25 protein-coding genes are annotated in these 23,922 nt (G+C 39.1%); 7 read left to right on the forward strand and 18 right to left on the reverse strand.

The annotated features are described in order from the left end of the window. Nucleotides 1-13: 13 nt before the first annotated feature. Both SCI76_RS08900 and galE read right to left on the reverse strand, forming a co-directional pair. Entirely contained in the window at nt 14-196 is a 183-nt protein-coding gene (locus SCI76_RS08900) for a DUF3973 domain-containing protein (protein ID WP_013055747.1), read from the reverse strand. 229 nt (nt 197-425) lie between these two features. Beyond that, nucleotides 426-1,406: a UDP-glucose 4-epimerase GalE gene (gene galE, locus SCI76_RS08905; protein WP_407545154.1), complete on the reverse strand. Its 981-nt coding sequence runs from the start codon at nt 1,404-1,406 to the stop codon at nt 426-428. A gap of 239 nt (nt 1,407-1,645) precedes the next feature. On the opposite strand from galE, the gene SCI76_RS08910 reads away from it, so the two are divergent. Then, a complete protein-coding gene (locus SCI76_RS08910) occupies nt 1,646-2,662 on the forward strand; it encodes an acyltransferase family protein (protein ID WP_407545155.1) in 1,017 nt (338 codons plus the stop codon). Nucleotides 2,663-2,700: 38 nt separating this feature from the next. Here the strand turns inward: SCI76_RS08910 and SCI76_RS08915 are convergent, their stop codons facing one another. Further along, complete coding sequence (locus SCI76_RS08915) at nt 2,701-3,585, reverse strand: fumarylacetoacetate hydrolase family protein (RefSeq protein ID WP_394554528.1); 885 nt, start codon at nt 3,583-3,585, stop codon at nt 2,701-2,703. Beyond that, complete coding sequence (locus SCI76_RS08920) at nt 3,582-4,781, reverse strand: amidase (protein ID WP_407545156.1); 1,200 nt, start codon at nt 4,779-4,781, stop codon at nt 3,582-3,584. The genes SCI76_RS08915 and SCI76_RS08920 overlap by 4 nt, the downstream gene beginning before the upstream one ends. Nucleotides 4,782-4,984: 203 nt before the next feature. Between SCI76_RS08920 and SCI76_RS08925 the strand changes: the two genes are divergently transcribed. The 3 genes from SCI76_RS08925 to SCI76_RS08935 all read left to right on the forward strand — a co-directional run bounded on the left by SCI76_RS08925 (nt 4,985) and on the right by SCI76_RS08935 (nt 7,674). After that, nucleotides 4,985-5,695 (forward strand): M50 family metallopeptidase, encoded by a 711-nt coding sequence (locus SCI76_RS08925; RefSeq protein ID WP_028412265.1) that lies wholly within the window; start codon nt 4,985-4,987, stop codon nt 5,693-5,695. A gap of 139 nt (nt 5,696-5,834) precedes the next feature. Then, entirely contained in the window at nt 5,835-6,557 is a 723-nt protein-coding gene (locus SCI76_RS08930) for a suppressor of fused domain protein (protein ID WP_230683440.1), read from the forward strand. A gap of 184 nt (nt 6,558-6,741) precedes the next feature. Next, complete coding sequence (locus tag SCI76_RS08935) at nt 6,742-7,674, forward strand: aldo/keto reductase (RefSeq protein WP_048020145.1); 933 nt, start codon at nt 6,742-6,744, stop codon at nt 7,672-7,674. A gap of 37 nt (nt 7,675-7,711) precedes the next feature. Here the strand turns inward: SCI76_RS08935 and SCI76_RS08940 are convergent, their stop codons facing one another. Both SCI76_RS08940 and SCI76_RS08945 read right to left on the reverse strand, forming a co-directional pair. Next, on the reverse strand, nt 7,712-8,065 hold the full coding sequence (locus SCI76_RS08940) for a DUF4181 domain-containing protein (RefSeq protein WP_323873837.1): 354 nt from the start codon (nt 8,063-8,065) through the stop codon (nt 7,712-7,714). A 32-nt stretch (nt 8,066-8,097) separates the two neighbouring features. Further along, entirely contained in the window at nt 8,098-8,967 is an 870-nt protein-coding gene (locus SCI76_RS08945) for a LysR family transcriptional regulator (RefSeq protein WP_407545157.1), read from the reverse strand. Between the two features lie 131 nt (nt 8,968-9,098). Between SCI76_RS08945 and SCI76_RS08950 the strand changes: the two genes are divergently transcribed. Next, entirely contained in the window at nt 9,099-9,773 is a 675-nt protein-coding gene (locus SCI76_RS08950; RefSeq protein WP_048020144.1) for a trans-aconitate 2-methyltransferase, read from the forward strand. 569 nt (nt 9,774-10,342) lie between these two features. Next, complete coding sequence (locus SCI76_RS08955; protein ID WP_014461286.1) at nt 10,343-11,398, forward strand: peptidoglycan-binding protein; 1,056 nt, start codon at nt 10,343-10,345, stop codon at nt 11,396-11,398. Between the two features lie 59 nt (nt 11,399-11,457). On the opposite strand, the gene SCI76_RS08960 is transcribed toward SCI76_RS08955, so the two are convergent. Further along, complete coding sequence (locus SCI76_RS08960) at nt 11,458-13,389, reverse strand: hypothetical protein (protein ID WP_063248233.1); 1,932 nt, start codon at nt 13,387-13,389, stop codon at nt 11,458-11,460. A gap of 136 nt (nt 13,390-13,525) precedes the next feature. Here SCI76_RS08960 and SCI76_RS08965 point away from each other — a divergent pair, with 136 nt between their 5' ends. Then, on the forward strand, nt 13,526-14,119 hold the full coding sequence (locus tag SCI76_RS08965; protein ID WP_407545158.1) for a YdbC family protein: 594 nt from the start codon (nt 13,526-13,528) through the stop codon (nt 14,117-14,119). Nucleotides 14,120-14,151: 32 nt separating this feature from the next. On the opposite strand, the gene rpiA is transcribed toward SCI76_RS08965, so the two are convergent. The 11 genes from rpiA to SCI76_RS09020 all read right to left on the reverse strand — a co-directional run bounded on the left by rpiA (nt 14,152) and on the right by SCI76_RS09020 (nt 23,869). Further along, nucleotides 14,152-14,820, reverse strand: coding sequence for a ribose-5-phosphate isomerase RpiA (gene rpiA / locus SCI76_RS08970; RefSeq protein WP_028412258.1), 669 nt, complete (start codon nt 14,818-14,820; stop codon nt 14,152-14,154). Nucleotides 14,821-14,902: 82 nt separating this feature from the next. After that, nucleotides 14,903-15,493: a hypothetical protein gene (locus tag SCI76_RS08975; RefSeq protein WP_048020142.1), complete on the reverse strand. Its 591-nt coding sequence runs from the start codon at nt 15,491-15,493 to the stop codon at nt 14,903-14,905. A gap of 132 nt (nt 15,494-15,625) precedes the next feature. Continuing rightward, nucleotides 15,626-16,384 (reverse strand): carbon-nitrogen hydrolase family protein, encoded by a 759-nt coding sequence (locus SCI76_RS08980; protein WP_394554518.1) that lies wholly within the window; start codon nt 16,382-16,384, stop codon nt 15,626-15,628. Nucleotides 16,385-16,480: 96 nt separating this feature from the next. Then, nucleotides 16,481-17,395, reverse strand: coding sequence for an N-acetylmuramic acid 6-phosphate etherase (gene murQ / locus SCI76_RS08985; RefSeq protein WP_394554516.1), 915 nt, complete (start codon nt 17,393-17,395; stop codon nt 16,481-16,483). Nucleotides 17,396-17,430: 35 nt separating this feature from the next. Next, nucleotides 17,431-18,324, reverse strand: coding sequence for a BadF/BadG/BcrA/BcrD ATPase family protein (locus SCI76_RS08990; RefSeq protein ID WP_255899518.1), 894 nt, complete (start codon nt 18,322-18,324; stop codon nt 17,431-17,433). A gap of 4 nt (nt 18,325-18,328) precedes the next feature. Beyond that, on the reverse strand, nt 18,329-19,417 hold the full coding sequence (locus tag SCI76_RS08995; protein WP_394554514.1) for a DUF871 domain-containing protein: 1,089 nt from the start codon (nt 19,415-19,417) through the stop codon (nt 18,329-18,331). Further along, nucleotides 19,414-19,749 carry a PTS lactose/cellobiose transporter subunit IIA gene (locus tag SCI76_RS09000; RefSeq protein WP_013055725.1) on the reverse strand — a complete coding sequence of 112 codons (336 nt, stop codon included), beginning with the start codon at nt 19,747-19,749 and terminating at the stop codon, nt 19,414-19,416. The genes SCI76_RS08995 and SCI76_RS09000 overlap by 4 nt, the downstream gene beginning before the upstream one ends. A 17-nt stretch (nt 19,750-19,766) precedes the next feature. Continuing rightward, nucleotides 19,767-20,912, reverse strand: a complete 1,146-nt coding sequence (gene anmK / locus SCI76_RS09005; protein ID WP_328171663.1) for an anhydro-N-acetylmuramic acid kinase AnmK — start codon at nt 20,910-20,912, stop codon at nt 19,767-19,769. A 1-nt stretch (nt 20,913) separates the two neighbouring features. Beyond that, a complete protein-coding gene (locus tag SCI76_RS09010) occupies nt 20,914-22,230 on the reverse strand; it encodes a 6-phospho-beta-glucosidase (protein ID WP_394554512.1) in 1,317 nt (438 codons plus the stop codon). Between the two features lie 16 nt (nt 22,231-22,246). Then, a complete protein-coding gene (locus SCI76_RS09015; protein WP_033578208.1) occupies nt 22,247-22,513 on the reverse strand; it encodes a hypothetical protein in 267 nt (88 codons plus the stop codon). Between the two features lie 54 nt (nt 22,514-22,567). Next, nucleotides 22,568-23,869 (reverse strand): PTS sugar transporter subunit IIC, encoded by a 1,302-nt coding sequence (locus SCI76_RS09020; RefSeq protein WP_407545159.1) that lies wholly within the window; start codon nt 23,867-23,869, stop codon nt 22,568-22,570. Nucleotides 23,870-23,922: the final 53 nt, after the last annotated feature.

A 23,922-nucleotide genomic window follows, 5' to 3' on the forward strand; every position in this document is an offset into this window, starting at 1 on the left:
GTGAATGTGAATTCTACATTTTTTTCGTTTCGAATCGTTCTACGGCTCTCATTTGTTTGATTGACGGGGATTTGTGGACGCACATGCCTAGATGGACTTTTTGAAGCAAATAGGGATCAATGTAAAAACCATTTTGAAAGATGTTTTCTTTTTCCTGTTCGTCATGAAATTTGGAGCATCTTACACAGTAATACATATCATAACCTCCTTGCGGACTATTTTATAAACGGAGATAGTTGTGAGTGATATATTTACCTATAGCATATGGAAAAGAATAAAAGTCGTGCTTGTTTAGCGAAAATGTCCGAAAAGAAGAAGGCTTGTTCGTGGGCTAAAACACTGGATTTTAAAAATGATTATTTAGAACATAAATCAGTTTAATCGTAACAAAAAAGCCTCTTTCAAAGAAAAAAGAGGCCTTTTTGTTAATTTGTTACTTTTGCGCTGTTTTGATGCCAGTTCCAAGCTGATGCGATGATTTTTTCTAATGAAATTTGCGCTTTCCAGCCTAATTCTGCGTGAATTTTATCAGAAGATGCGACCAAGCGTGCCGGATCTCCAGCGCGGCGGTCTGCCATTACAACATTCGCTTTTTTACCCGTTACTTTTTCGCACGTTTCGATCACTTCTTTTACAGAGTAGCCAAGGCCGTTTCCAAGATTGTACGTTGCTGTTTTCTTCGTGCCGTCTAACAGTGCCTGAAGCGCTGAAATGTGAGCATTCGCTAGGTCCGTTACGTGGATGTAGTCACGGATGCACGTTCCGTCTGCAGTATCGTAGTCTGAGCCGAATACAGAGATGTTTTCACGTTCACCAAGCAGGTGCTGAAGAATGATTGGAATTAAGTGCGTTTCAGGATCATGGCACTCGCCAATTTCTGCTGTTTCGTAAGCACCCGCTGCGTTGAAGTAACGAAGCACAACATATTCCATGTCGTAAGCACTTGCAAAGTCAGCTAAAATCTGTTCGATCATTAACTTTGAACGTCCGTACGGATTAATTGGGTTTGTTGCCGTATCTTCTGTAATGATATCTACAGAAGGAATCCCGTATGTAGCAGCAGTAGATGAAAAAATAAACTTTTTCACATTGTGCTTCATCATCGTTTGTAAAAGGGTTAACGTCGCAGCTACGTTATTTTGATAATATTTAAGAGGATCTGTTACTGACTCCCCTACTAAACTATTAGCAGCAAAATGCATGACAGCATCAATTTTATGATTTGTGAATACGCTTTCTAAATCTTTCTCATTACCTAGATTTCCTTCTACGAATACCGCTTTCTCATCGATTGCCCAGCGATGACCCGTTGATAGATTATCAAGTACCACAACTTTATTTGTTTTCACTAATTCTTTTACTAGGTGGCTTCCGATATAGCCTGCTCCTCCGATGACTAAAATCATACTGTCAGTCAGCTCCTTTTTATTAAGTGTCGCTACAGATATCGTACCCGTTTCTTTTCCATTTGTAAATATTTCATTTTTCAGTATCCTGCAGCGATACGGTTATATTTTTTATTAGTATAGACAATCAATATGAACTCATTATGAAGAAAAGGGAAGGAAATTTTTATTGCTCTTTTTCACAGAGAATTAGATAATATACCAGGAACTAATTTACTTATTAAAGGAATGAAAGCTTAATGAGCAAACACCATTCATGGCTAGATGCGCTAAAAGGATTATGTATTCTTACAGTAGTGGCAGGGCATTCTGGCAGCCCTTTTTTTCATCATTATTTCTTTTGGTTTCACATGCCTCTCTTTTTTATGATTAGCGGCTATCTGTTTCACCCACGTTCTAGAATACAAGAAGTACGAGAATGGATTTTGAAAAAATGGATACGTTTACTTATCCCTTATTTTTCATTTGGCCTGTTAATAGTAGCCCTTATTTTTGTTCAAACATTTAACGTTCGGGAAGTGTTACTAAACATCTACCATTTATGTATTGGCGGGAGAACTCTCGGATACTATTACGGTGTTTTTTGGTTTGTCACTTGTTTATTCTTAACTCACCTTATTTTTGCCTATGCAGCTCTACTGATTAAAAGAAAAAGCTCAATGGTTCTTTTCTTAGCTCTATGCTATTTTATCGCTCATATTTATGTCAGCTTTCCATTTCTTCAGCAAAAAAACATTATATGGAGCGCCAATTCTGTTTTGCTATCCATTTGTTATTACGCAATTGGATACTACAGCAGACAAGCTTTTTCGTTTGTTGAGAGAAAAAGCACCGTAATTCTGAGCAGCTTAATCATTTTATTGATTGTAGTTTTAGAAAAGCTCAGCGTTCTTTCTTATACATTAGATATTAAAGCAAACGTTTATACATGGCTGCTTGATTTGATTATTCCTCTTTGCGCGGCAAGCATTCTTGTATATATAAGCAAAAAAATGAGCTTAACAAAGTGGAGTAAGCCTTTTGAATACGTGGGGAAATCCTCGTTTACCATTATGTTTTTGCACGTACCGGTTACTATTTTAATAGAAAAATACACCGGCATATCTACCGTCTTTTTATACATAGTAATGGGAACATTGATTCCTTTAATATGTCATGTATTGTTGAAACAATTTCTTCTTACAAACGCATTATTTTTAGGTGCGTTTCCTATTCCGAAAAAGGACAGTGGACAAACACTTCCAGTTTCGAAATAAACAGTCATGTAACCCCTGTTCTTTACAGGGGTTATTTACTAGATTTGCTGAGGCACTTTCTTCATGTCTTTCACTTTATTTTTTAATGGAAGCATGCCTTCAATATGACATTCAATACAGTCCCCGTCTTCAATAACAGCGGGTCCCGGCGTTCCGGTTAAGATGATATCTCCCGGGTGCAGCGTCATGACTTTTGAGAAAAATGAAACACAGTATGCGATGTCGTAAATCATATTAGACACGGTATTTTCATGCTGCATGTCTCCGTTTAGCAATGTGCGCACTTGAAGTGATTTCACGTTTGATATGCTTTCTTTTGTGATAAACTCTGAGCCTATACTGCAAAATGTATCAAAGCTTTTTGCTCGCATTAAGTAGCGATGATTCGCCGCATGAATATCAGCTGCGGTTACGTCAACGGCTGACGTATAGCCAGCAATTACGTTCATGGCTTCATCTGGCTCTATATCCTTACACGTTTCGCCGATTACCACCGCTAGTTCCGCTTCAGCCGTTGTTTTGTAGGACTGCTTTGGAATACGAATGCTGTCATCTGGTCCAATAATGGCGGTTGCGGGTTTTAAAAAACTAACTGGATCAATGGCACGGTCGTAGTCTTTTAGTTTTTCTTCAGAAGCTGCATAATTAAATCCAATGCCTAACAATTTTGACGGATTACTAATGATAGGAGCTGTTTTTCTGCCCTGCAAGTGCAGTGCGGGAAAAGAGCTGTTCATACCAAATTTATTATGGGCGTACCATGTTTCAAGGTGGCGAAGTTCTTTATATTGAATAAGATCCCAAATTGTTGTAGACCAGTTTGTTAAATATTTAGCATTAATATCTTCTATAAGCAGAATGCTGTCATTGTCTAAAATAGCTGCTTGTTCTTTCCCTTGCTCTATTATATTTACTAACTTCATGATACGCTCCTTACCGATGCTTGAATGATATGATCGCTGTTTTCTTTTACCCAATTTAATAATTTTTCATCTTGGTTGTATCCTGCAATAAAAGATAAGCCGATTGGCAAACCGTCTAGTTCTCCTGCAGGTATCGTAACTTGCGGAAGTCCGCTTAGTCCGGCAATACACGTCATTTGAAGTGTTCGCAATCTTCTGTTTTCTAACTCCGGTCCTTTTGCATCTTTTACAGGCGCGGGTCCTGGAGCTGTAGGAAGCACTAATATTCCGTCTTCTCCAAGCTGTGAGTACATAAAATAGCGAAGTTCACGACGCTTTTCTTCTATATAATTCATATTTAATAAGGTAAGAGTGCTCGCCCATTGAAAGCGGCTTCCGATATCGTCTCCAAACGTTGGGTTTTCTTTTTGAATCCATTCTCCGTGCGTTTGCCAAATTTCTTTTCCTTGCAGCAAACGAAAAGTTTCCATATATGTAGAAAAACCCTGGGGGGCCATTACTATTTCTTCTGTAGTAGAAAAAGACTTCATTACGTGCTTAATAGGTGGTGCAAGAGCTTGCATGCTTTGTTCATCCACAAGTTCCATAACGTCTGTTGCTACATAAAGTCTTGTAAAACCGCTAGCACGCGACGTTGAGTTCAATAAAACCGCTCCTACTTTTTGCAGAGTGTGGCCGTCTCTAGCCATTACACCAACTGTATCAAAGCTTGGAGCAAGTGGAATTAGACCGTTTGTAGAAATGCGTCCGTGAGAAGGACGATACCCAAAAATACCGCAGTAGCTTGACGGAATTCGAACCGATCCTCCAGTATCTGTTCCAATCGCAAAATCAGTTATTCCCGCTGCGACAGCAACCGCTGATCCGCTCGAAGAGCCTCCCGGAATTCGATCTGCGCCTTTTGGGTTTACCGGTGTTCCATAATGCGCGTTTTCTCCATTTAGTCCGTACATAAGCTCGTCCGTGTGCGTAACTCCCTTTAGCGCAGCTCCTTCTTTTAAAAGAGCAGCTACTACATCTGCATGTTCGCTTGCAGGCTGATGCGTGGCGAGCCAATCCGGATTTCCTGCACTTGATATATGTCCTTGTACATCAAATACGTCTTTTAACGCAAAACTCAAGTTATTTAACATCCCCGTTCCCGTTGGAGGTACGTAAAGATCACTGTCTACAAATGCGTTCCACGTATCTTTCATTCAACCATCTCCTCATTTCTTATATCTGTTTAGAATATAAAATTTGGAATAAGTTGGTCAATGAATGTGTCAGGTCTGTTTACACTAATATTATGTAAGTCTCCCAACTTCTCTTTTCCTAGAGAAACTAGCCGTTTCATTTCCCTTTTAGCACGTTTGCGAGTAAAGTAGAAACATATCATTTTACGAAAAGGACTATCGCGATGGAACAATCTACTACGCTTTTCTTATTTATTTTATTAGCTTTTGTGCTAACAAGAGGCATTCCATTTATAGGTTCATTTGCTCCTAGCATTAATCAGCTGCTTCGGCATATTGGACGTTATTTTTCAAATTTAAATACGATGTTTCATGAAGATGGCCACGCGTTAATGGGGCTTATTGTCGGAAAAGGCGTCAATCGCATTGAGCTTTACACCAATAATGAAGGTGTAGCTGTGACTGCCACCTACGCGGGATCCCGTGGATGGCTGCCGCGCGTCATTATTGCCTTAGCCGGCTACCCGTTCAGCTCAGCAATGGCTTATTTGTTTTTCTACCTGCTCGTTCACAACCACTACGACTGGCTTTTTTACGGGTTAGGAAGTGTTGTTGTTATTAATTTACTGCTTTGGGTACGTAACGGATACGGAATTGTATGGCTATTTTCTATCGGTTTGATTCTCGGAGGCATCTATTATCTGCAAGATCCACAGCTTATGCGCTACAGCATGATGTTTGTTGGTGCACTGTTACTTGTAGAATCTCTATTTTCCGCCTTTATTATTTTTGTGTTAAGCATCAAATACCCAAACGATGCGGGTGACGCTACAAGTTTAAAGCAGCTTACCCATCTTTCAGCACGCTTTTGGGGCTTTTTATTTTTCGCACAGGCCGTTTATGTGGCTTATTTAATTTTTCACCTGATTTATTAAAGACAAAATTCTGTAATCCCCCGAGAAAACTTTGGGAATTTTATAATTTAAAGGAATAATTTACTTTTATACACTAAATAATGGTTTACGAGTTCCCTAAATGAGGTATATATTGGGTACTATGAAGTCGTAAAGAGGTGTGGGATACTTGTCATTATTTTTAAAGTGGAAGCAAAAGAAGCAGGAAAAAGAAGTAGAGCGTGTTCTTGAGGAATCAATCTCAAAAAGAAAAGACTACTGGAACACAATTGGACATGTAGACGGAGACGTATTAACTCATTTGTTAAATCCCATGTTTTTTGGCGGGCCTGCTTGGCCGTCTGGACGTCAAACTTTTATTCGTGTTCAAAAAACAGAGACGGTTATTTTAGCAAGCGACGGCTTGTCCGATCCGTTTCAACTACCTGAAGAAAAGAGCCAAAGACAAGGAAAGGGATTAGAATTCTATATCGAATGCGATGATGAATCTCTTCGCGGACCTTTATCGGATATCCAGGATCACTGGGCATTTGACCTTCTTTATCAAATGAGTCAAAATGCTGCCGCTCACCCTAATATGCTAGAACTATTCATGAAACATGATGTTCTTTCAATTGAATTTACGGATTTGGACGTACCGCCTCATTTTGTAAATAAAAATGGAGATATTGGTGTATTGCTAGGAGTTCAGTCTCCTTCTGTTTCAGCTAGCCTCTCTTTACCTTACGAATCTATTAAACTGATTAGCATGAAGCTTCTTACACCAAACGAATTAGATTATGTGCGCGAACAAGGAGCGCAAGGACGCAGGCAGCTCGCTGAAACATTTCAGCTGTCAAAAAGTTATCATATTACCATGACTAAAAGAGAGTCTCTTATTTAAAAGAGGTTCTTTTTTTATTTCTGCTATTGAAATAGAGCCCTGTAGAATATACTCCTTATTTACATGTAACTCAAGTTCACATATTTTTTTAAAGCTGCTTTTCATATGAGCGTACTATTTTCGATTCATGGTATATTTTGCTATAGTAAAAAAGAAGATATAAAAAAGGAGATGGACGTTAGACATGGCAGAAAAAGTGCAGATTGGAAAATCCGAATTATATGTTAACCCTATTGGACTTGGAACAAACGCTGTAGGAGGACATAACTTATATCCTAACCTAAACGAAGAAGTCGGCAAAGACCTTGTTCATAAGGCGCTAGATAATGGCATAAACCTACTTGATACAGCGTTCATTTATGGTCCTAAACGTTCTGAAGAATTAATTGGCGAAGTACTAAAAGAACGCGGAAATCGTGAAGAAGCGGTGATCGCTACAAAAGGAGCACATAAAATTGTTGGAGATGAAGTACTGCTAGACAATTCTCCTGCATTTTTAAAACAATCTGTTGAAGATAGCTTAAAACGCCTTCAAACAGATTATATCGATTTATATTATATTCACTTTCCAGATAAAAACACACCTAAAGACGAAGCGGTCGGTGCGTTAAAAGAATTAAAAGATGAAGGTAAGATCCGTTCTATTGGCGTATCAAACTTCTCGTTAGATCAGTTAAAAGAAGCAAATAAAGATGGTTATGTAGACGTGGTACAAGGCCAATATAACTTAATTCAGCGAGAAGCAGAAAACGATATTTTACCTTATACGGCTGCAAATCATATTTCATTTATTCCATACTTTCCGCTAGCTTCTGGTTTACTTGCTGGGAAATATGATAAAAATACAAAGTTTAATGACCTACGCGAAGATATGCCTCATTTTATCGGCGAAGCATTTCAGCAAAACCTAGAAAAAGTAGAGCGTCTTCGTCAAATCTCTAGCGCAAAAGGCGTAGAAGTAGCTCATCTTGTTCTGGCTTGGTACTTAACGCGCGATTCAATTGATGTATTAATTCCAGGGGCAAAACGCGCTGATCAAGTACTTGATAACTTAAAAACATTAGATGTTCAGCTCACTTCTTCTGAAATTAAAGACATTGATCATATTTTTAAATAATACAAAAAGAGCTTTGCCATAGGTAAAGCTCTTTTTTCTATACAATTCCGCTGACTAATAGAACAAAAGCTGTAAAGAAGAATCCCATCTGTACAAAGCTTGTTACGTACTCTTTCGTTTCTTGTTTGTATTTCCATTCATCTATACATTTCAACAAAATATTCACGACTAAAAATAGGAACGATACGATATAAGGCTCGACAAACATAAAGATCATATCGAGTAACAGACAAAGAACAAAAGCTATCGTCACATATTTATCCCATCGGCCTAAAGCTAGACTTTCATACTCATATTTTCCCCAAAATTTGCTGCGAGGGATATCAAGGACTTTTCTCAAGATAACGTCTGCTAAGACCGCTGCTGCTACAAGTATTATTAATATATACATTGCCATCCCCCCTTCCTTTTTATGGTATCATTTCAACTCGTTTCTGTTAAGGTCTCAGCTAAAAAGTGCTTAAACTGCTTTGTTTCTTCCGTTTCACCTTTTGTTACGATATACGTATGTGAAGAAGGCCGGATAATTTTTTGCTGTGAAATGACGCTTAACGTTTGATTTTCAACTTCCTTTTTCACCATAGAAAATGGCAAATAAGATACGCCTAAACCTTCTTCAATAAAGCGCTTTGTAATTTCTACTTGCGTCACAGGAAGCAGCTGAATGTGAGGATAACAAGCCTTGATTTGAAGGAGTAAATCTTCCCAATAAACAGGATGATTATTCGTAAGCAGCCGGTAGGAAGATAACAGCTCCTGTTCCGTACGTGCCTCTGCAGAAAACGGGGCAACTAAGACTGCTTTTTCTTTATGAATTAACTCATAAAAAACGTCTGCCTGACCCGGAAGCATCCTTGTTAATCCAATATCTGACCTTCTGTCGCTGATGTCTTTTCCCACTTGAAACGAATTTGTGATATTAACCGTTACTTCAATATGGGGATATCTCTCTACAAATTGTTTGATGAGGCTTGGTAAAACAGATGCTGCTATTTGAGGAGCAGCGGATATAGTCAGTTTTCGGTTATATCCTTGCTTCCATAACTTAAAATTTCCCACTCCTTCTTCATATGCCCTCACCATTTTTTGAGCATGAGGCAAAAAAAAGCGTCCTGCCTCAGTCAGCGTGATGTATTTACCTTTTTTTTCAAAAAGCTCAGCACCTAACTCTTGCTGCAGTCGCTGAATATGCTTTGATACAGCAGGCTGTGTTAAAAATAAATCTTCAGACGCTTGCCTGAAATTTTCATAAGAAGCCGCTATGATGAATGTTTTTAACCATTTGATCTCCATTTTCTTCTCTCCATCTCTTTCTATTCATAACAAACTGGAATCAATACTGCTTATTTTTGTTTATTTTCTTTTCTACCAAACTTCTATACGATATATGTATCTCAATATTACCAAATAAAGGAGCTGTAAAAATGAAAAATAACGTGAAAGAAAAATTTAATGCTCATGCTTCTCAGTATGATGAGCAGCGCCGCAAACTTATTCCTTGTTTTTTTGATTTTTATTCCATTCCCGTTTCTCTTCTTCACTTTTCAAATAAGCCGCTTCGCGTACTTGATATCGGAGCAGGTACAGGATTGTTTTCTTCTTTTGTCAAAGAAAAATACCCAGATGCTCATTTCACGTTGATTGACGTGTCAGATCAAATGCTTGAAAAAGCCAAGGAGCGCTTTAAAAACGAACAGAATATGGAATTTATTGTATCAGATATAACAAGCTACGAATTTGAACACTCATTCGACATTGTGATTTCTTCACTTGCTATTCATCATTTAGAAGACGAACAAAAGCAAAAGCTGTATGGTCAAATTTATCATTTACTGCATACAGGAGGAATATTTATTAATGCCGATCAAGTATTAGGCCATTCTTCTATTATTGAAGAGTTATATAAAAAAGACTGGAGTGAAAGAATTGCCGCAAGCGGATTAACGCATGAGCAAATTAAGGCTGCTCATGAACGTACGAAGTTAGATAAAATGGCAACTTTACATGACCAGTTAAATTGGCTAACAGCAAGTGGGTTTAGCACGGTGGATTGCATCTATAAATTTTTTAATTTTGTTGTAATGTATGCTCAAAAATAACGGTTTAAAAACTACTTGTCTCTTTGCAAGTAGTTTTTTTACTCTGTTCCTCCCTATATTCGAATAAGAATATTTATCTATTTCCACAAAACTACGCATACTTCTTTTCCAGTTTCGTATATCTAATAATAGCTTCGTTCTCCTGAACTTTTGAATTTTTTGTACATAAAACCCATATAAAGTATTTTTATACTATTTTATGTCTTTTTATGGTATAAAAAATACAACTATGTTACAATATGATTACAAAACAATCTATATAACGCTTTCATTTCTTTACACGAAAATGAAGAACTGGAAAGGATGTGCTGCTTATGTAAATGTGAATCCGCTAGATTAGTAAACTTATATTCTTAAAGTTGTACAAATCATCAAGAAAAACTTAGTTATTCTTATTATTATAAATTCCCGCTAGTAAAGTCTTTCTACTTAATGATTTCCTTATTAAGCGCATACATACAGGTATAGAAAATGCAGCTATTCGTCTTTTATTTTATTAGTGAAGAATTTATAGCACTGCTCAAAGCACCATAAGTTTTTCATTAATGCAGCCTAAGGAGGCGCAGCACATGGCAAATAGAATATCAAGAACAACAATCGTACTCATAGCGGCTATTCTAGCTCTAGCCTGCTTGTTTGTAGGCGTTCCAAAAACAGAAGCTGCTTCAACACCATCTCATTTAATTATCATTAACAAAGCAACAAATAAACTGGCTTATTACCAAAATGGTTCACTTGTCCGAACGTTTTCAGTCGCAACAGGACGCACGCAGTCTCTTACACCAGAAGGGCATTTCAAAGTAGTGAATAAAATTGTCAATCGCCCTTATTACTCAGGGAACATTCCTGGTGGAGACCCTAGAAATCCTCTTGGCAACCGCTGGCTGGGTCTAAATGCGAGAGGTACATACGGCACGACGTATGCTATTCATGGAAATAATAATCCTGCTTCCATTGGCAAATATGTAAGCAGCGGATGCGTTCGTATGTACGATGAAGAAGTGGCATGGTTATTTAGTAAAGTGACCGTCGGTACACCGGTTGTGATTACAACTTCTTCTAAATCATTTAATGACATTGCAGCAGCAAACGGGTACAATGTTTCTGGAAACTCAGGTTCTACTCCAGCTCCTTCTACAGGAACTGTTTTAAAGAAAGGCAGTAAAGGAAATGCAGTTAAAGAACTTCAGCAGAAGCTAACTTCACTTGGCTATAACACAAAAGGTACGGACGGTGTGTTCGGTGCCAATACAGATTCAGCTGTGCGTAAGTTCCAAAAAGACCACGGCTTAACGGCTGACGGTATTGTTGGTCCATCAACGTATAAAGCTTTAGGAAACCCTGGAACCAACCCGACACCAACAAATCCGACAAATCCAAAGCCAACAAACCCACCAGCGGATACAACAATTAACACAAAACAAACGCTTAAAAAAGGCAGCAAAGGCAGCAATGTTCAAGCTCTTCAAAAGAAATTAACGGCGCTTGGCTATGATACAAAAGGCACGGACGGTATTTTCGGCGCCAATACTGAAGCTGCTGTGCGTAAGTTTCAAAAAGACAATAAGCTAGCAGTGGACGGCGTTGCCGGACCTAATACGTTAACTGCTATTTCCAAACGCTAATAGAGCCTGAAATCAGGCTCTGTTTTTTTTATTTATAAACCTCTTTTTACACGGACTCCTTAATGAACCATTACGCCGTCTTTCTTTTCTACCACATACTTAATCAATTGATAAACCGTTCTCATAAGAATTTGCTGCTGATAGATATCGTTTTTGGCAGGAATCACACTTTCTATGACCCTGCTATATTTATACGGCTGATCGTCTTCTTTTTCTTTATAAAGAGCGCGCCAGTCATTACGGGGATTTTCAAGCAGCTGTTCGTTGAAATAGGAATAAACGACGGTTGCGAACTCACCTGCCAACTCTTGAATAACCTGCTGTCGGTCGGTGACCGAATGATAAGTACTTGACCATCCAGACGGCTGACTTAAAAAATGCTCATACACAGATGAAATAACGGCGGACGCAATAGCTGGTACCGGTCCTTCATTCTCTCCTAAGGAAATGTTTAAACACGTTTCTCTGTCCATATAAGGAATGTTCAGCGACTCCATTGCTTCATAAAAAGCCTGCGAGACAGTCAAGTTTAAATAAATAGGATGCAGCTCTTGCTGCTTTTTTCTCGTTTCTGATACTAAAGCTGCCTTTAAGTCTTTATACAGAAAGTGACTCTCTTCGGATTCCTGGTGTACACATTCTAAAACAGACGTATTCCCTACTGTTAAATAGTAGTGAAGCTGCTTTCTCATAAGAGGTGAAACGCTTTTAAGCGCACCATCTATTAATTTAGCCATGGCATGTTTTTTAGCATAATCCGTACGGCAGCTTGGAGAGGTAAGCAAATCTCCGTGTGTAACACAAACGTTTACCTTAGCACCGTGCCCATGTACGATGAGCTGCTGAAGAAATTGAATATCTAATTCTTTAAGCCCATGATGTACGTATAAAATAGAAGCTGCTTGTTTAAAAGAATCGTGGATGGTGCCCGTATATTCAACAGATAGATGCTCGCAAATTGCTACCCCTTTTTTAAAAGAAAAAGGGCCGGAAACTTCAATTCTACGAAACAATGGATAAATAAGGCGTCCGTTATTTTCTTCTTCTTCATTTGTTAGCGGCTCAAAGAAAGACAGCTCTTTTGCTGTGAGACGGCAGGATATTGGCCAGTCGTCTTCCCCTATTTCCCACGTTCCTTCCTTGTATTCTCTCAACCGAGATTCAATTGCCAGAAGCATTTGCTCAGTGATCTTCCTACATTCAAGCCGCTTATGCCATACCTCTGCAAAATCTCTTCCTTCTTGATCAACAGCGTCTTTTACTATTTCACTTTCTCGTTTAATTGCATCTACAAATTGTTTGAATGAACTATTTTCGTCGCTCATTCTTAAAGGAACATCATCATTAAAATAACGGGCTTTGTATGGAATATCTCCCAAAAGAGCGCGCAGATTAAAAGAGGAATCTCCGTGTAATAACTCAAAGACCAAGTCATAATCCGTGCCTCCTTCAGCATACACTTCAGCGCTTCTTAGTAGGATATTCTCCACTTTCCTTTGCACTTCACTTCGCGTAAAAAAAGAGACGGCAGCTTCATAGTGTTGAGAATCCTTCACCTTATACGTAGCAGAATAAGCGCCTTTACTGCCTATTCCTAGAAAGCCGCACTCCTTTTTTATACCAAGAAGCTGGCGGATTAAAGATGTTTTGCCGCTTCCTTGTTCTCCTATTACATGAACGTACTCATACTCGCTGTCAATTTGTTCGCTTGTCTTTTTTTCAATATCGTTATAAAAAGCATTCACTACTCGTTCATCATACCTTGCTTTTGCTCTTCCTTTTGCAGTACTTGTCCAAAAATCCTGCACTCTCAGCAGTTCATTCATCTCTTCAACCAACATGTCAATTTCATCGTGTTGCTCTGTATACATAAACCGTTTAACAAACGGGTGCGATCTTCCTCTTTCATCTTTTTTAAACGGATGCTGAAACATAATTGACCAGCCTTTTCGCGTAGGAGACTGACAGGCTTTTGCACGAAAAACTTTCATTCATTTCCCCTTCTTTCCCTAACATTGTCCTATTTGAAATGTATGGCTTTTAAAGGGGGGATATGTCTATCATTTTCCTCTTTTTAGAAGGATTTTTCCTGCATTTATCGAAGTAATTAATTGAGGTGATGGGAGAATGTTGACAAAAATTGTGAAATGCAGCATACCGACTGATAAAAAAGCATCTTTTTCATATACGCAACAGCATTGGGCTGCTCTTGCACACGTGAATGGTTTCATTGGCCAATTAGGGGGTTGGAACGTGGAAGATGAAACAGATGCTTGTATTCTAGCTCTGTGGGAAGATGGAACAACTTATCAAGAATTCATGAAGCATACTCATGATTCTATTTTTTATAAAAGCAAGCAGGATCAAACATATACGAGTTTGGACGTTTCAACATCAGATCCGTCCTACTTCATCGGAGCACGCTACAATTATTATAGAAGCAGCGCCATTGAAAGCCGTTATTTAGTAAAGACGGAAATTGAAGTCGATTTTTACGACAAAGAAGATATTCATGAGATGGTAAAAAGCTTGATAAATCCTTCTTATCGTTGTTTATCTCACGTTGTATCACCAATCGAGCATAGCAAGCTTGTCATTTTTTCATTATACGGATCTGCTTGTCCGCAAAAAACAATTGATACTTTCGTTCATCCAAATGTACTGAACGCGTCTCAATACATATACCAATTAGAGAAAAATTGGAACGTTCTTTCCAATTAAAAAATAGAAGCCTAGGCCCGACGCCAAAGCTTCTATTTTTTTATGATATGAACCTCTTGATTTTGTACGGTAATGACTTCCTCCGTCATTCCTACAAACAAACCGCTTTCTACTACGCCTGGAATCATTGTAAGCTGTTTTTCCAGCACAGCAGGATTTTCAATTTCTGAAAAATGGCAGTCTAGAATATAATTTCCGTTATCAGTGATAAACGGCGTATGATCATCTAAAAGCCTAAGCTGCGGTACACAACCTGCACTGCGAATATGCTTCGCCGTCATTTCCCAGCCAAAACGTATAACTTCAACAGGAAGAGGAAAAGCTCCTAGCGTCTTCACTATTTTCTTAGAATCCGCAATCACGATAAACCGCTTCGCTGCGTACGCAATCATTTTTTCTCGAAGCAGCGCGCCGCCTCCTCCTTTAATTAAAGAAAGTTCGCTATCCACTTCATCCGCTCCGTCAATTGCTATATCAATATATTCAACATCCGCTAAGGTAACAATAGGAATACCTAGTTTCCTTGCCAGTTCTTCTGTTTTTTGAGAAGTAGGAACCGCTTTGATGTTTAATCCATTTTTTACTCGTTCACCTAGTTTGACAATTGTATAATAAGCTGTTGAACCTGTTCCTAGCCCTACAATCATTCCATCTTCAACAAATTGTGCTGCTTTTTCACCAACTGCTTGTTTTTCAATCATACGAAGGCCTCCTTACTCATATTGTACCCGTTTACATAAAAAAGCAAAAGCATTATGAATCCTTTCAAAAAAACTCAGCTGACTATTCAGCTGAGTTTTTTTGAAACTGTGTATTTAGAAGAATTTTTTCTACCCAATACTGCTGTTTTGTACTGTTTGTCTGTTCGCTGCTTCTGAGTTCAAACGTATAGTAAATATACTTGCTTGAATAATCATCATTCACATAAGCATGATAAATGCTATGCTTTCCATCTCTTGTTTGTTTTTTCACATAAATCGTTGCATTTTTACCTTTTAACATGTAATCAGGCTGAAACGCATCCATTTTTTTTTGAGCTGCTTTGCTTTTTTTCTTAGAAAATAAAGCCGTTATTTTCCCAGCATTGTATGAATCATTTTCCTTCGTTGATGCTGTCCATACTTCACTTTCATCTTCACTGCTTTTATAAGAAGATTTATGAATAACATACTGAAGCGGAAACCACATGCTATATTGATTGGTATCCGAAGTAAATAATTCAAATCCATTGTCTGTTTGTTCATGATCGACCAAAAACGTACTCGTAAACTTATCTGCCTGGGCTTCACTTTTAAATTTCCCGCTTTGAAACAGCCAAATTCCTACGGCAATGACCAATGCTCCAGCTACTGATGCGGCTTTTTTTCGATCCATTGTTTCCACACACCTTTTAATACCCCTTTAACTTTCGATAATACCATATTCATGTTTACATCGTCATAAGGAGAAATAACCAAAGGATTATCAAAGCGCACATGCTAATTTAACTAGAGAAAATAAACTTTTTTACAATAGTAAATTTGATAACAGACGCTGAGCTAACAGCCGGTTAGCTTTGCCGGGCTCTATCGTATACGTTAGTAGTTCCTGTTTTTCAGCTTTCGCTTTTATCAAACATTCACCCGTTGGAGAAAGAAGAGAAGTCGTGCTTTTTTGGCTCTCTAAGGCATAATTCACGCTTGCAAAGTAAATACCATTCTCCGTACTTCTTGCAATCATTGCATAATCATAAAACTTCGGATCTGGTACTTCACCAGTAAACTGTGGATGAAACACAATGCTTGCTCCTCTTACAGCAGCCCATCGAACAGTTTCAGGATAGCGCCATCCCTCATGGCAAATAACAATACCGAATTTCACGCCGTTTATTTCAAACAACTGGCGGCCATTTCCAGGCTTATAACCAAATTGATCTTCTGCTGGATCAATTTGGTTTTTAGTTTGATACCCTAATTCTTTTCCATTTTCATGAATTACAAAAGCAGTTAAATGCATACCAAGTTCGTCGCGCCATTCCAGTGGTAAAATTACGTTGAGCTTTAACCGTTTGGCAAGCAACTTAACTTTATAAAGCGTATTTTGTTGAATTTCGTGATTGTATGTCTCAACTTCAAAACCCACTCCTCTAAGTCCTGGCACAATTGATTCTGGAAAACATACAAGGTTACATCCTTCTTCTGCTGCTTGTTTCATACAATTTTCTACCGTTTCTACACCCTCTACGGCTGACTTTGGAAATCTCACTTGCGCTAACCCAATTTTCATTCATTGCTCCTCCACTTCCAACATCATAAAAAACTCATGCTACTAGCGTAACATGAGTTTTTTATCTTTACGTAAATAATTTAATTTGCTGGCGGCTTAATCTTTAATCTGCTGTTCCTTTGCTTCTGCAATGGCTTTTTTTAAATGTCCGTCATGTTTATCGAGCAGCTGGTGCACTTCATCATCTTCTATAGAAGTAAGAAGCGCAAGGATAGCGGCTTTTGGCGTTTTGTATGTTTGTAAACTTTCGGCTGCCTCTTCTGATGAGACGCCTGTTAGTTCTGCAATAATATTTTTAGCACGCTGTACGAGTTTATCATTAGTCGGCTGTACGTCTACCATTAGATTGCTGTAGACTTTACCAATTTGAATCATAGAAGCCGTCGTCAGCATATTAAGAACAAGCTTTTGAGCAGTGCCGGCTTTCATTCTTGTAGAACCTGTTACAACTTCCGGGCCTGATTCTGCTACTATTGCATAGTTTGCTTCTTGTTCCATAGCTGATTGAGGAGAATTTACAACGCAGCCCGTTACTGCTCCCAGGCTGTTTGCATACGCAAGCGCTGAGAGTGTATAAGGCGTTCTTCCACTTGCAGCTATCCCTACAAGAATATCTTTATTTGATAAATCAATCGCTTTCAAATCTTCTATCGCTTGTTTCTTATTATCTTCTGCTCCTTCTAACGCGTGCCGGAGCGCCTTGTCTCCCCCGGCTATGATCCCAACTACTTGTTCGGCAGGTGTACCGAATGTTGGTACACATTCAGATGCATCTAACACGCCTAGCCGCCCGCTTGTACCTGCTCCGATATAAATCAGACGTCCTCCTTGTTTAAAAGCACTGACAATTTCATCTACTAACAGAGCAATAACAGGCAGCACCTTATTGATTGCCTGAGGCACTTGGTGATCTTCTTCATTAATTTTTTTTACAATTTCCAGGCTTGATAATTCATCAATGTTTAACGTTTGCGGATTGCGTTTTTCTGTTAAGATATGATTTAAGTTCACTGTGATCCCCTGCCTTTTCCACGATCATTTTTTCTCTATTGATACTCTTTCATGAACAGCTGATAAGCTCCTTTAGCAGATGATACTCGCTGTGTTGCCCACTGGATATAGTTTATTTCTTTTTCACATGTTTTTTTATAAACATTAAACACTTCTGGAACTTCCGTTAAAATGCTGCCTTTGCATGCCAGCAAGCAGCTCCCTTCAAACCGCTGTTTCTTATACAAATGAAGCGTCATGTTTGCAAGGTTCTTTCCAGCCCGTTGAAGAATGTCACTTGCTTCTTGTTTATGATTTCTTGCTTGCTGTACAACAACCGGAGTGAGTGAAGCAACTTCTGATTTAGGAGATGAATAGACAAGCTTTTTTATATCGTGTATGGTATCTGCTTTTACATGTTGCAAGATTGTCTGACTAAGGCTGCCGTACGGACGGTTTTGATCATGCTCTTTCGTCAGCAATATCAGTGCTTGAAGACCAATCCAATATCCGCTTCCTTCATCTCCAAGAAGGTGCCCCCACCCTCCACCGTATTCATACACTCCATCTTTTTTACCAATGCTGACGGCTCCAGTTCCTGCAATGGTTAAAATCCCTTCTTTTCCATGCAGTAGTGCTTCATGTGCAATCATGGCGTCATCATATAAACCTACTTCTACGTGATAACGATTATAAAAATATCTTTTTATTTCTTCTTTGGATAATGCTTTACTTCCAGCAAGTCCTAGTGAAATGCCTTTGCATGTATGACCAGCAAGCTCAGTTTTGCACGCCATAATACATTCATCAATATGAGTAATAGCCGTATTGTAATTAATGAGTAAATTGCCGTAACCGCTTTTTGAAGCAGCGAGCTGTTGGCCGTCTAAGCTGTACGCAACGGCTTCTGTTTTTGTTCCCCCGCCGTCAATACCAATAATATAGTCCATTTCATCACCGCTCACAAAAAGCAAATTTATCCCATGGCTGCAGTTCATTTAATAAGAAAATTTCCTCTTCCGCAATGCGGCCTACTACGTTTGTTTTACCTGAGTTCTCCATGTCTAACAGCGCAATTTGCAGCTCTCCTTTGTACTGACCGTAGAGTTCATTTTCTATTAAAATATCGCCTCTTCGAATGGAAGGAGTATGCGTAGGCTTGAATTCTTCTTTTTTATATTTTACTCGGCTTTGCGTAGAGCGAATTAAATAATCCGATACGTCTCCGCGGTAAAAATGAAACTCTTCTAGCACAATTTTTTTCTCAAGCTCGGTAATCGTATCATACAGGTTCACATTAAAGGTAAAGCGCTCTTGCTGAACAACATCACGCAGCGACTTCATTTCTTCTTCCGATGCATAAGCATTCGCAATGATTGCACAATCAATTAATCCCGTTTTAAAAAGATGCTTAGCCTGCACGTCGATTGGAAGCGTGCGATGCATTTCAAGCGTACAAAGCCCTTCAGTAACAGGCCACGGTCCAAAAGTAGCATTTGGTGAATTAATAAACGCTGCTGTTTCAAGGTTATGTTCTTTAAACAACGCTGAACACTTCATAAAGTGATCATACGACAATCCCGCATATCGATGAGGATAGAAGTTGTGCGACCCCAATAGCTGTTTTCGATTCGGCTGGTAACTTAAAATATTATCAACATACTTTGTTGCATTACTCATATTAATTTCAATTTTTAAGCCGTATGGATTAAAGGTCATAATGGACTCTTCATTTCCCGTATAGCCTAGATCAAGACGAATAGCATAAGCCCCTAATTCTTGAAAAAAAGATAGATCATCATAAGAAATGCCAAGCGCTCCAAATACACGAGGAGCGATATCCACTACTACTTCCATCTGTAGCTCATTGGCAAACTCAATGATTTCTTTAAAATTTGCCATTACTTTTTTCTGATCGCCTTCAACAGAAAGCAAGCACGTAAAAATGCGGGTAAATCCGTATTGATGCGCAAGTGCTATATACGCTTTATCTTTTTCCACAGTCGAATGTTCCGGATAAATCGCAATACCTAGCTTTTTCATTGATTTTCGCCTTCTTTTTTAAATTTTTTAATAAGCTTAATCATATGTTCAATTAATTTTTGCTCTGAAATAGCCGTCATTAAATGATCTTGTGCGTGAATTAAAAGCAGCGACTTTTCAATTGTTTTTCCATTCAATTCACGTTGAATAAGCGCAGTTTGCGTTTTATGAGCATGACTAAGCTCTTCTTGAGACTGCTTTAAAAGTTCGTCAGCTTTATTAAAATCATAATCTTCAGCTGCTTCTAACGCTTCATATGCCAGTGACCTAGCATTTCCTCCGTATGCAATAAGTTCAAAAATTTCATTTTCCATATTTGCTGCTTCTGTCATTTCTTCCATCCCCTTTTTTATAGTGGTGCAGGCGTAATGTTTCCTAATATTACAGGAGACAAAGCACCGGTTGCACTTGGTACATTGCTTGGATAACCTGCAAGTGTTTCATTTGCGAGCACCGCAAAAGCTACGGCTTCTTTTGCTTCTGAAGACATCCCTATTTCTTCTTGTGTATACACGCTGCAGCGCTTCCCTAGCTTGGCTTTAATCATATTCATCAGCGTATTGTTATAACTTCCGCCTCCTCCAATAATCACTTCGTCAATAGAATAGGCAGGAAAAATAAATGTTTCATAGTGATGTACAACGGATGATGCCGTGAACATGGTAATCGTAGCTAGCAAATCTTCTTTTTTATGGTTGCTATATTTCTCTAGCAGTCTCCTTGTGTACTGTGTACCGAACAGCTCTCTTCCCGTCGATTTAGGAGGAGAAAGATTCATGTAATCATGGTTCATACAGTCTTCTAAAAGCTCTGAAATAATAGTTCCTCCAGCTGCTAAACACCCATTTTCATCAAATGAAACATGAAAAAGCTGCTGACACGCTTCATCTATCATCATATTTCCCGGCCCCGTATCAAAAGCTACTACGGGTATAGGAGAGTGTTTTGGGGGAATCAACGTTACATTCCCAATACCTCCAATGTTTTGAAGCAGCCTTGTACGATCAGCGTGGCTGTACAAAATTCGTTCGGTGTGAGGAACTAACGGAGCACCTTGCCCGCCCGCTGCCATGTCCATCACTCTGAAGTTTGCCACTACCTTCGTTTTGGTTTCATAGGCAATAACAGCGGGCTCTCCAATTTGGAATGTAGACATCGCTGTATTTCCTGAAGCATACGGCTGATGGTAAATGGTTTGACCATGCGATCCGATGACATCTACTTGTTCAAGAGAAAACCCGGCTTCTTGGCACACTCTTTTCACTGCATCTGCAAACGCGTAGCCAAGTTTAAAATTCAAGCTGCAGATCAGCTGTACATTTGAATGTTCGAGAGAAAGCGCCTGTTCAATTTCTTTTTTTAACGGCGGTGAAAACGGCATGGTAATGAACTGAAGAAGCTTAACTTTACTTCCATAGCCGCTTCCTTCAATCTCCACAAGAGCTGCATCAATTCCGTCCAGTGACGTTCCTGACATAAGTCCAACAGCATACATACTACGCATTCACTTCCTTAAAAAAAGCGGGTAAATACTTGCGATGAGCTTGAAGCAGTTCGTCTAAGACCGCCTTAGCCAGTTCGTCACTTGGAACAAGCGGATTAATGGTCAGGGCAACCAGCGCTTTTTCGTAAGATCCTGTAACCGCGGCTTCTGCTCCTACTCGTTCAAACGATTTAATTTGCTGTACGAGTCCATTCACTTCTACCGGAAGTTCACCGACAGCGAGTGGTACTGGTCCTTGCTTTGTTACAACACAGTTTACTTCAACCGCAGATTCGTTTGGCAGTGAAGAAATGGCGCCATTATTTCTTACATTTAATGTTTGAATATCACCTTTATCGTTATAAATGGATGAAATTAAATTACATGCGGCATCGCTGTAGTAAGCGCCTCCTCGTTTTTCCAGCTGCGGAGGCTTACTTTCTAGATTTGGGTTTTTGTAGAGTTCAAAAAGTTCGGCTTCTAATGCTTTGACCACTTCAGCGCGCGTAGTACCTGACTGAAAGGCCAAAAGCTCTTCTGCTACTATTTCTTTTGTTTTATAGTAATAGCGGTGATAAGGACATAAAATCACGCCAAGAGCTTCCAAAAAATCCGGTTGCCACGGAATAGGAGCTATGTTTCTCATTGTTACTTGAGACTTTGGATCACTTAAAAGTTGAATGACTTCTTGCGTTACTTCCTTTCCTTTTGCATACACATGCAGCCCATATACCAAGTGATTTAACCCTGCAAATTCAATGTGCACATCTTCTTTTTCGATTTGAAGCAAGCTGGCGATTGAGTTTGTCATATGTACAGGCAGGTTACAGACTCCTACTACTTTAGAATGCTTTCCATATCGAAGCAGCGCCTCCGTTACCATACCGGCAGGATTTGTAAAATTAATAAGCCAGGCGTTTGGACAAATCCCGTGTATTTCCTCGGCAATTTTCAACAAAACCGGGATTGTTCGCAAGCCCTTAAATAATCCTCCCGCCCCGTTTGTCTCTTGACCAATCATTCCGTACTTAAGAGGGATGCGTTCATCTTGAATACGCGCATCAAGCTGGCCTACTCTAAGCTGTGTCGTTACAAAATCAGCATTTATTAACGCTTTTTTTCGATCAAGCGTTAAATGAATTTCCATATCAACACCTGCTTTTTTGACCATTCTTCTAGCAAGTGCTCCTACAATTTCAAGCTTCTCTTTTCCTTCTTCAACATCTACAAGCCACAGTTCTTGAATTGGAAGCTCATTGTACCTTTTAATAAACCCTTCGACCAATTCAGGTGTATAGCTTGATCCTCCCCCTATTGTCACTACTTTCATCCCTTGCCCCTCCTTGTTAAAAAACGGCTAAATATGTAACGGCTGTGCACCCTGCCCCGAGCAAAACAAAGCGTATACAAACAGCGGTTTTAGATAAAGCTGCTGTTGAAAGCCGAATAGAAATAAATGTTGTAAGCAAAGCTGCTGACAGACTTGTAATGGCAAATAAACTATGCTGCGCTGACAAACCAGCATACTGCAGCAAAGGTGTAAAAATAACGTTACAAAGAACCATGGTCAACAGAAATAAAAACACGGTTTTATATCGAAATCGAACAAACATTGATCTTCACTCCTATTAAAGAGATAGAAGCCAAACAAGTTGGCTTCTCTTTCTTTACATTTGAACTGAGCTATCGGATGGTGTAACCGTTGCTTCATCGCTTCTTTCCATTTCAACCATCTTTCGGTCGTACATTTTAAAGAACGGAAGATAAATCACAACAGAAATAGCAATATTGACAACGACCAGTACAACCGCCCGCCAGTCTCCTCCGGTCGATAGATATGCCCCAATCGGCGCCGGGAGCGTCCAAGGAACCATTACGTATGTTGGAGTAATAAGGCCTGTCGCCGTTGCTGCGTATGAAATGATCGTTGTAATAATCGGGATGATAATAAAAGGAATAATTAAAATAGGATTTAAGACAATTGGCAAACCGAAAATAATTGGTTCGTTAATATTAAAAACCGCTGGAATAAAAGATGTTCTAGAAAGCGCTTTCGAATATTTAGATTTTGAGAAAAACAGCATTGCTAAAGCAAGGCCTAGCGTTGCTCCAGATCCTCCGATCCAAACAAACCATTGAAAGAACGTTTCGGGTGCAATATACGGGAGCGTTGAAGCTCCGTCTGCTACCGCTTCAGCATTTTTCGCTAAATATACTTCCCATACAGGCCGTGCCACTGTCCCAACAACAGAGACGCCGTGAATTCCAAATGACCAGAAAAACGTAATTAAGAAAACCGGTATTAATACTCCTGCTAAACTATCTCCTGCCTCTACAAGCGGAGCAACTAGTTTATCAACTAAATGATGAAGATCGATACCTAAAACAATTGTAATAATGGTCATAAGTACAACAACAATCGCAACTGGAATTAGCGCTTCAAAAGACCTCGATACCGAAGGTGGCACTTGCTCCGGCATTTTAATGGTGACATTTTTTGCTTTACAAAACCTGAGAATCTCGACTGATAAAATCGATACAATCATCGTCACAAATAAACCATGTCCTCCAAGGTTGGTCATTGGAAGCATAAACCCTTCTTCTTCAATCAGCTTTGGAGTCACCGTAAGAAGTAGTGCAGCAACTGCAATTTGTGCTCCTGACAGCGGATCGAGATTATAGCTTTTGGACAAGTTATACCCTATCCCAAAGGCTATATATAAAGACATAATAAACATCGTTACGCGATACGGTATTAAAATGTTGGCGCTGTTATCAGCTGCCCATTTCGCAATTGTGCTATCTTGCGGCACAGGCGGAAATGCTAAAATTAAGAAAAAACTTCCGATAATGATAAATGGCAAAGCGGAAATAACACCATCACGAATGGCTTGAAGATGCCGCTGTTCTGATAACCTGGTCATAGGTCCCGATAAATTGTTCTCTAAAAACGACACAAATTTGCTCATATACCCTTTCCCCCTCTATATTCTCCCCTTGTGTAATAAACCCCTTATTTATT

Source organism: Priestia sp. HNGD-A6, assembly GCF_045784335.1.
GTDB classification, from domain to species: Bacteria; Bacillota; Bacilli; order Bacillales; family Bacillaceae_H; genus Priestia; species Priestia zanthoxyli.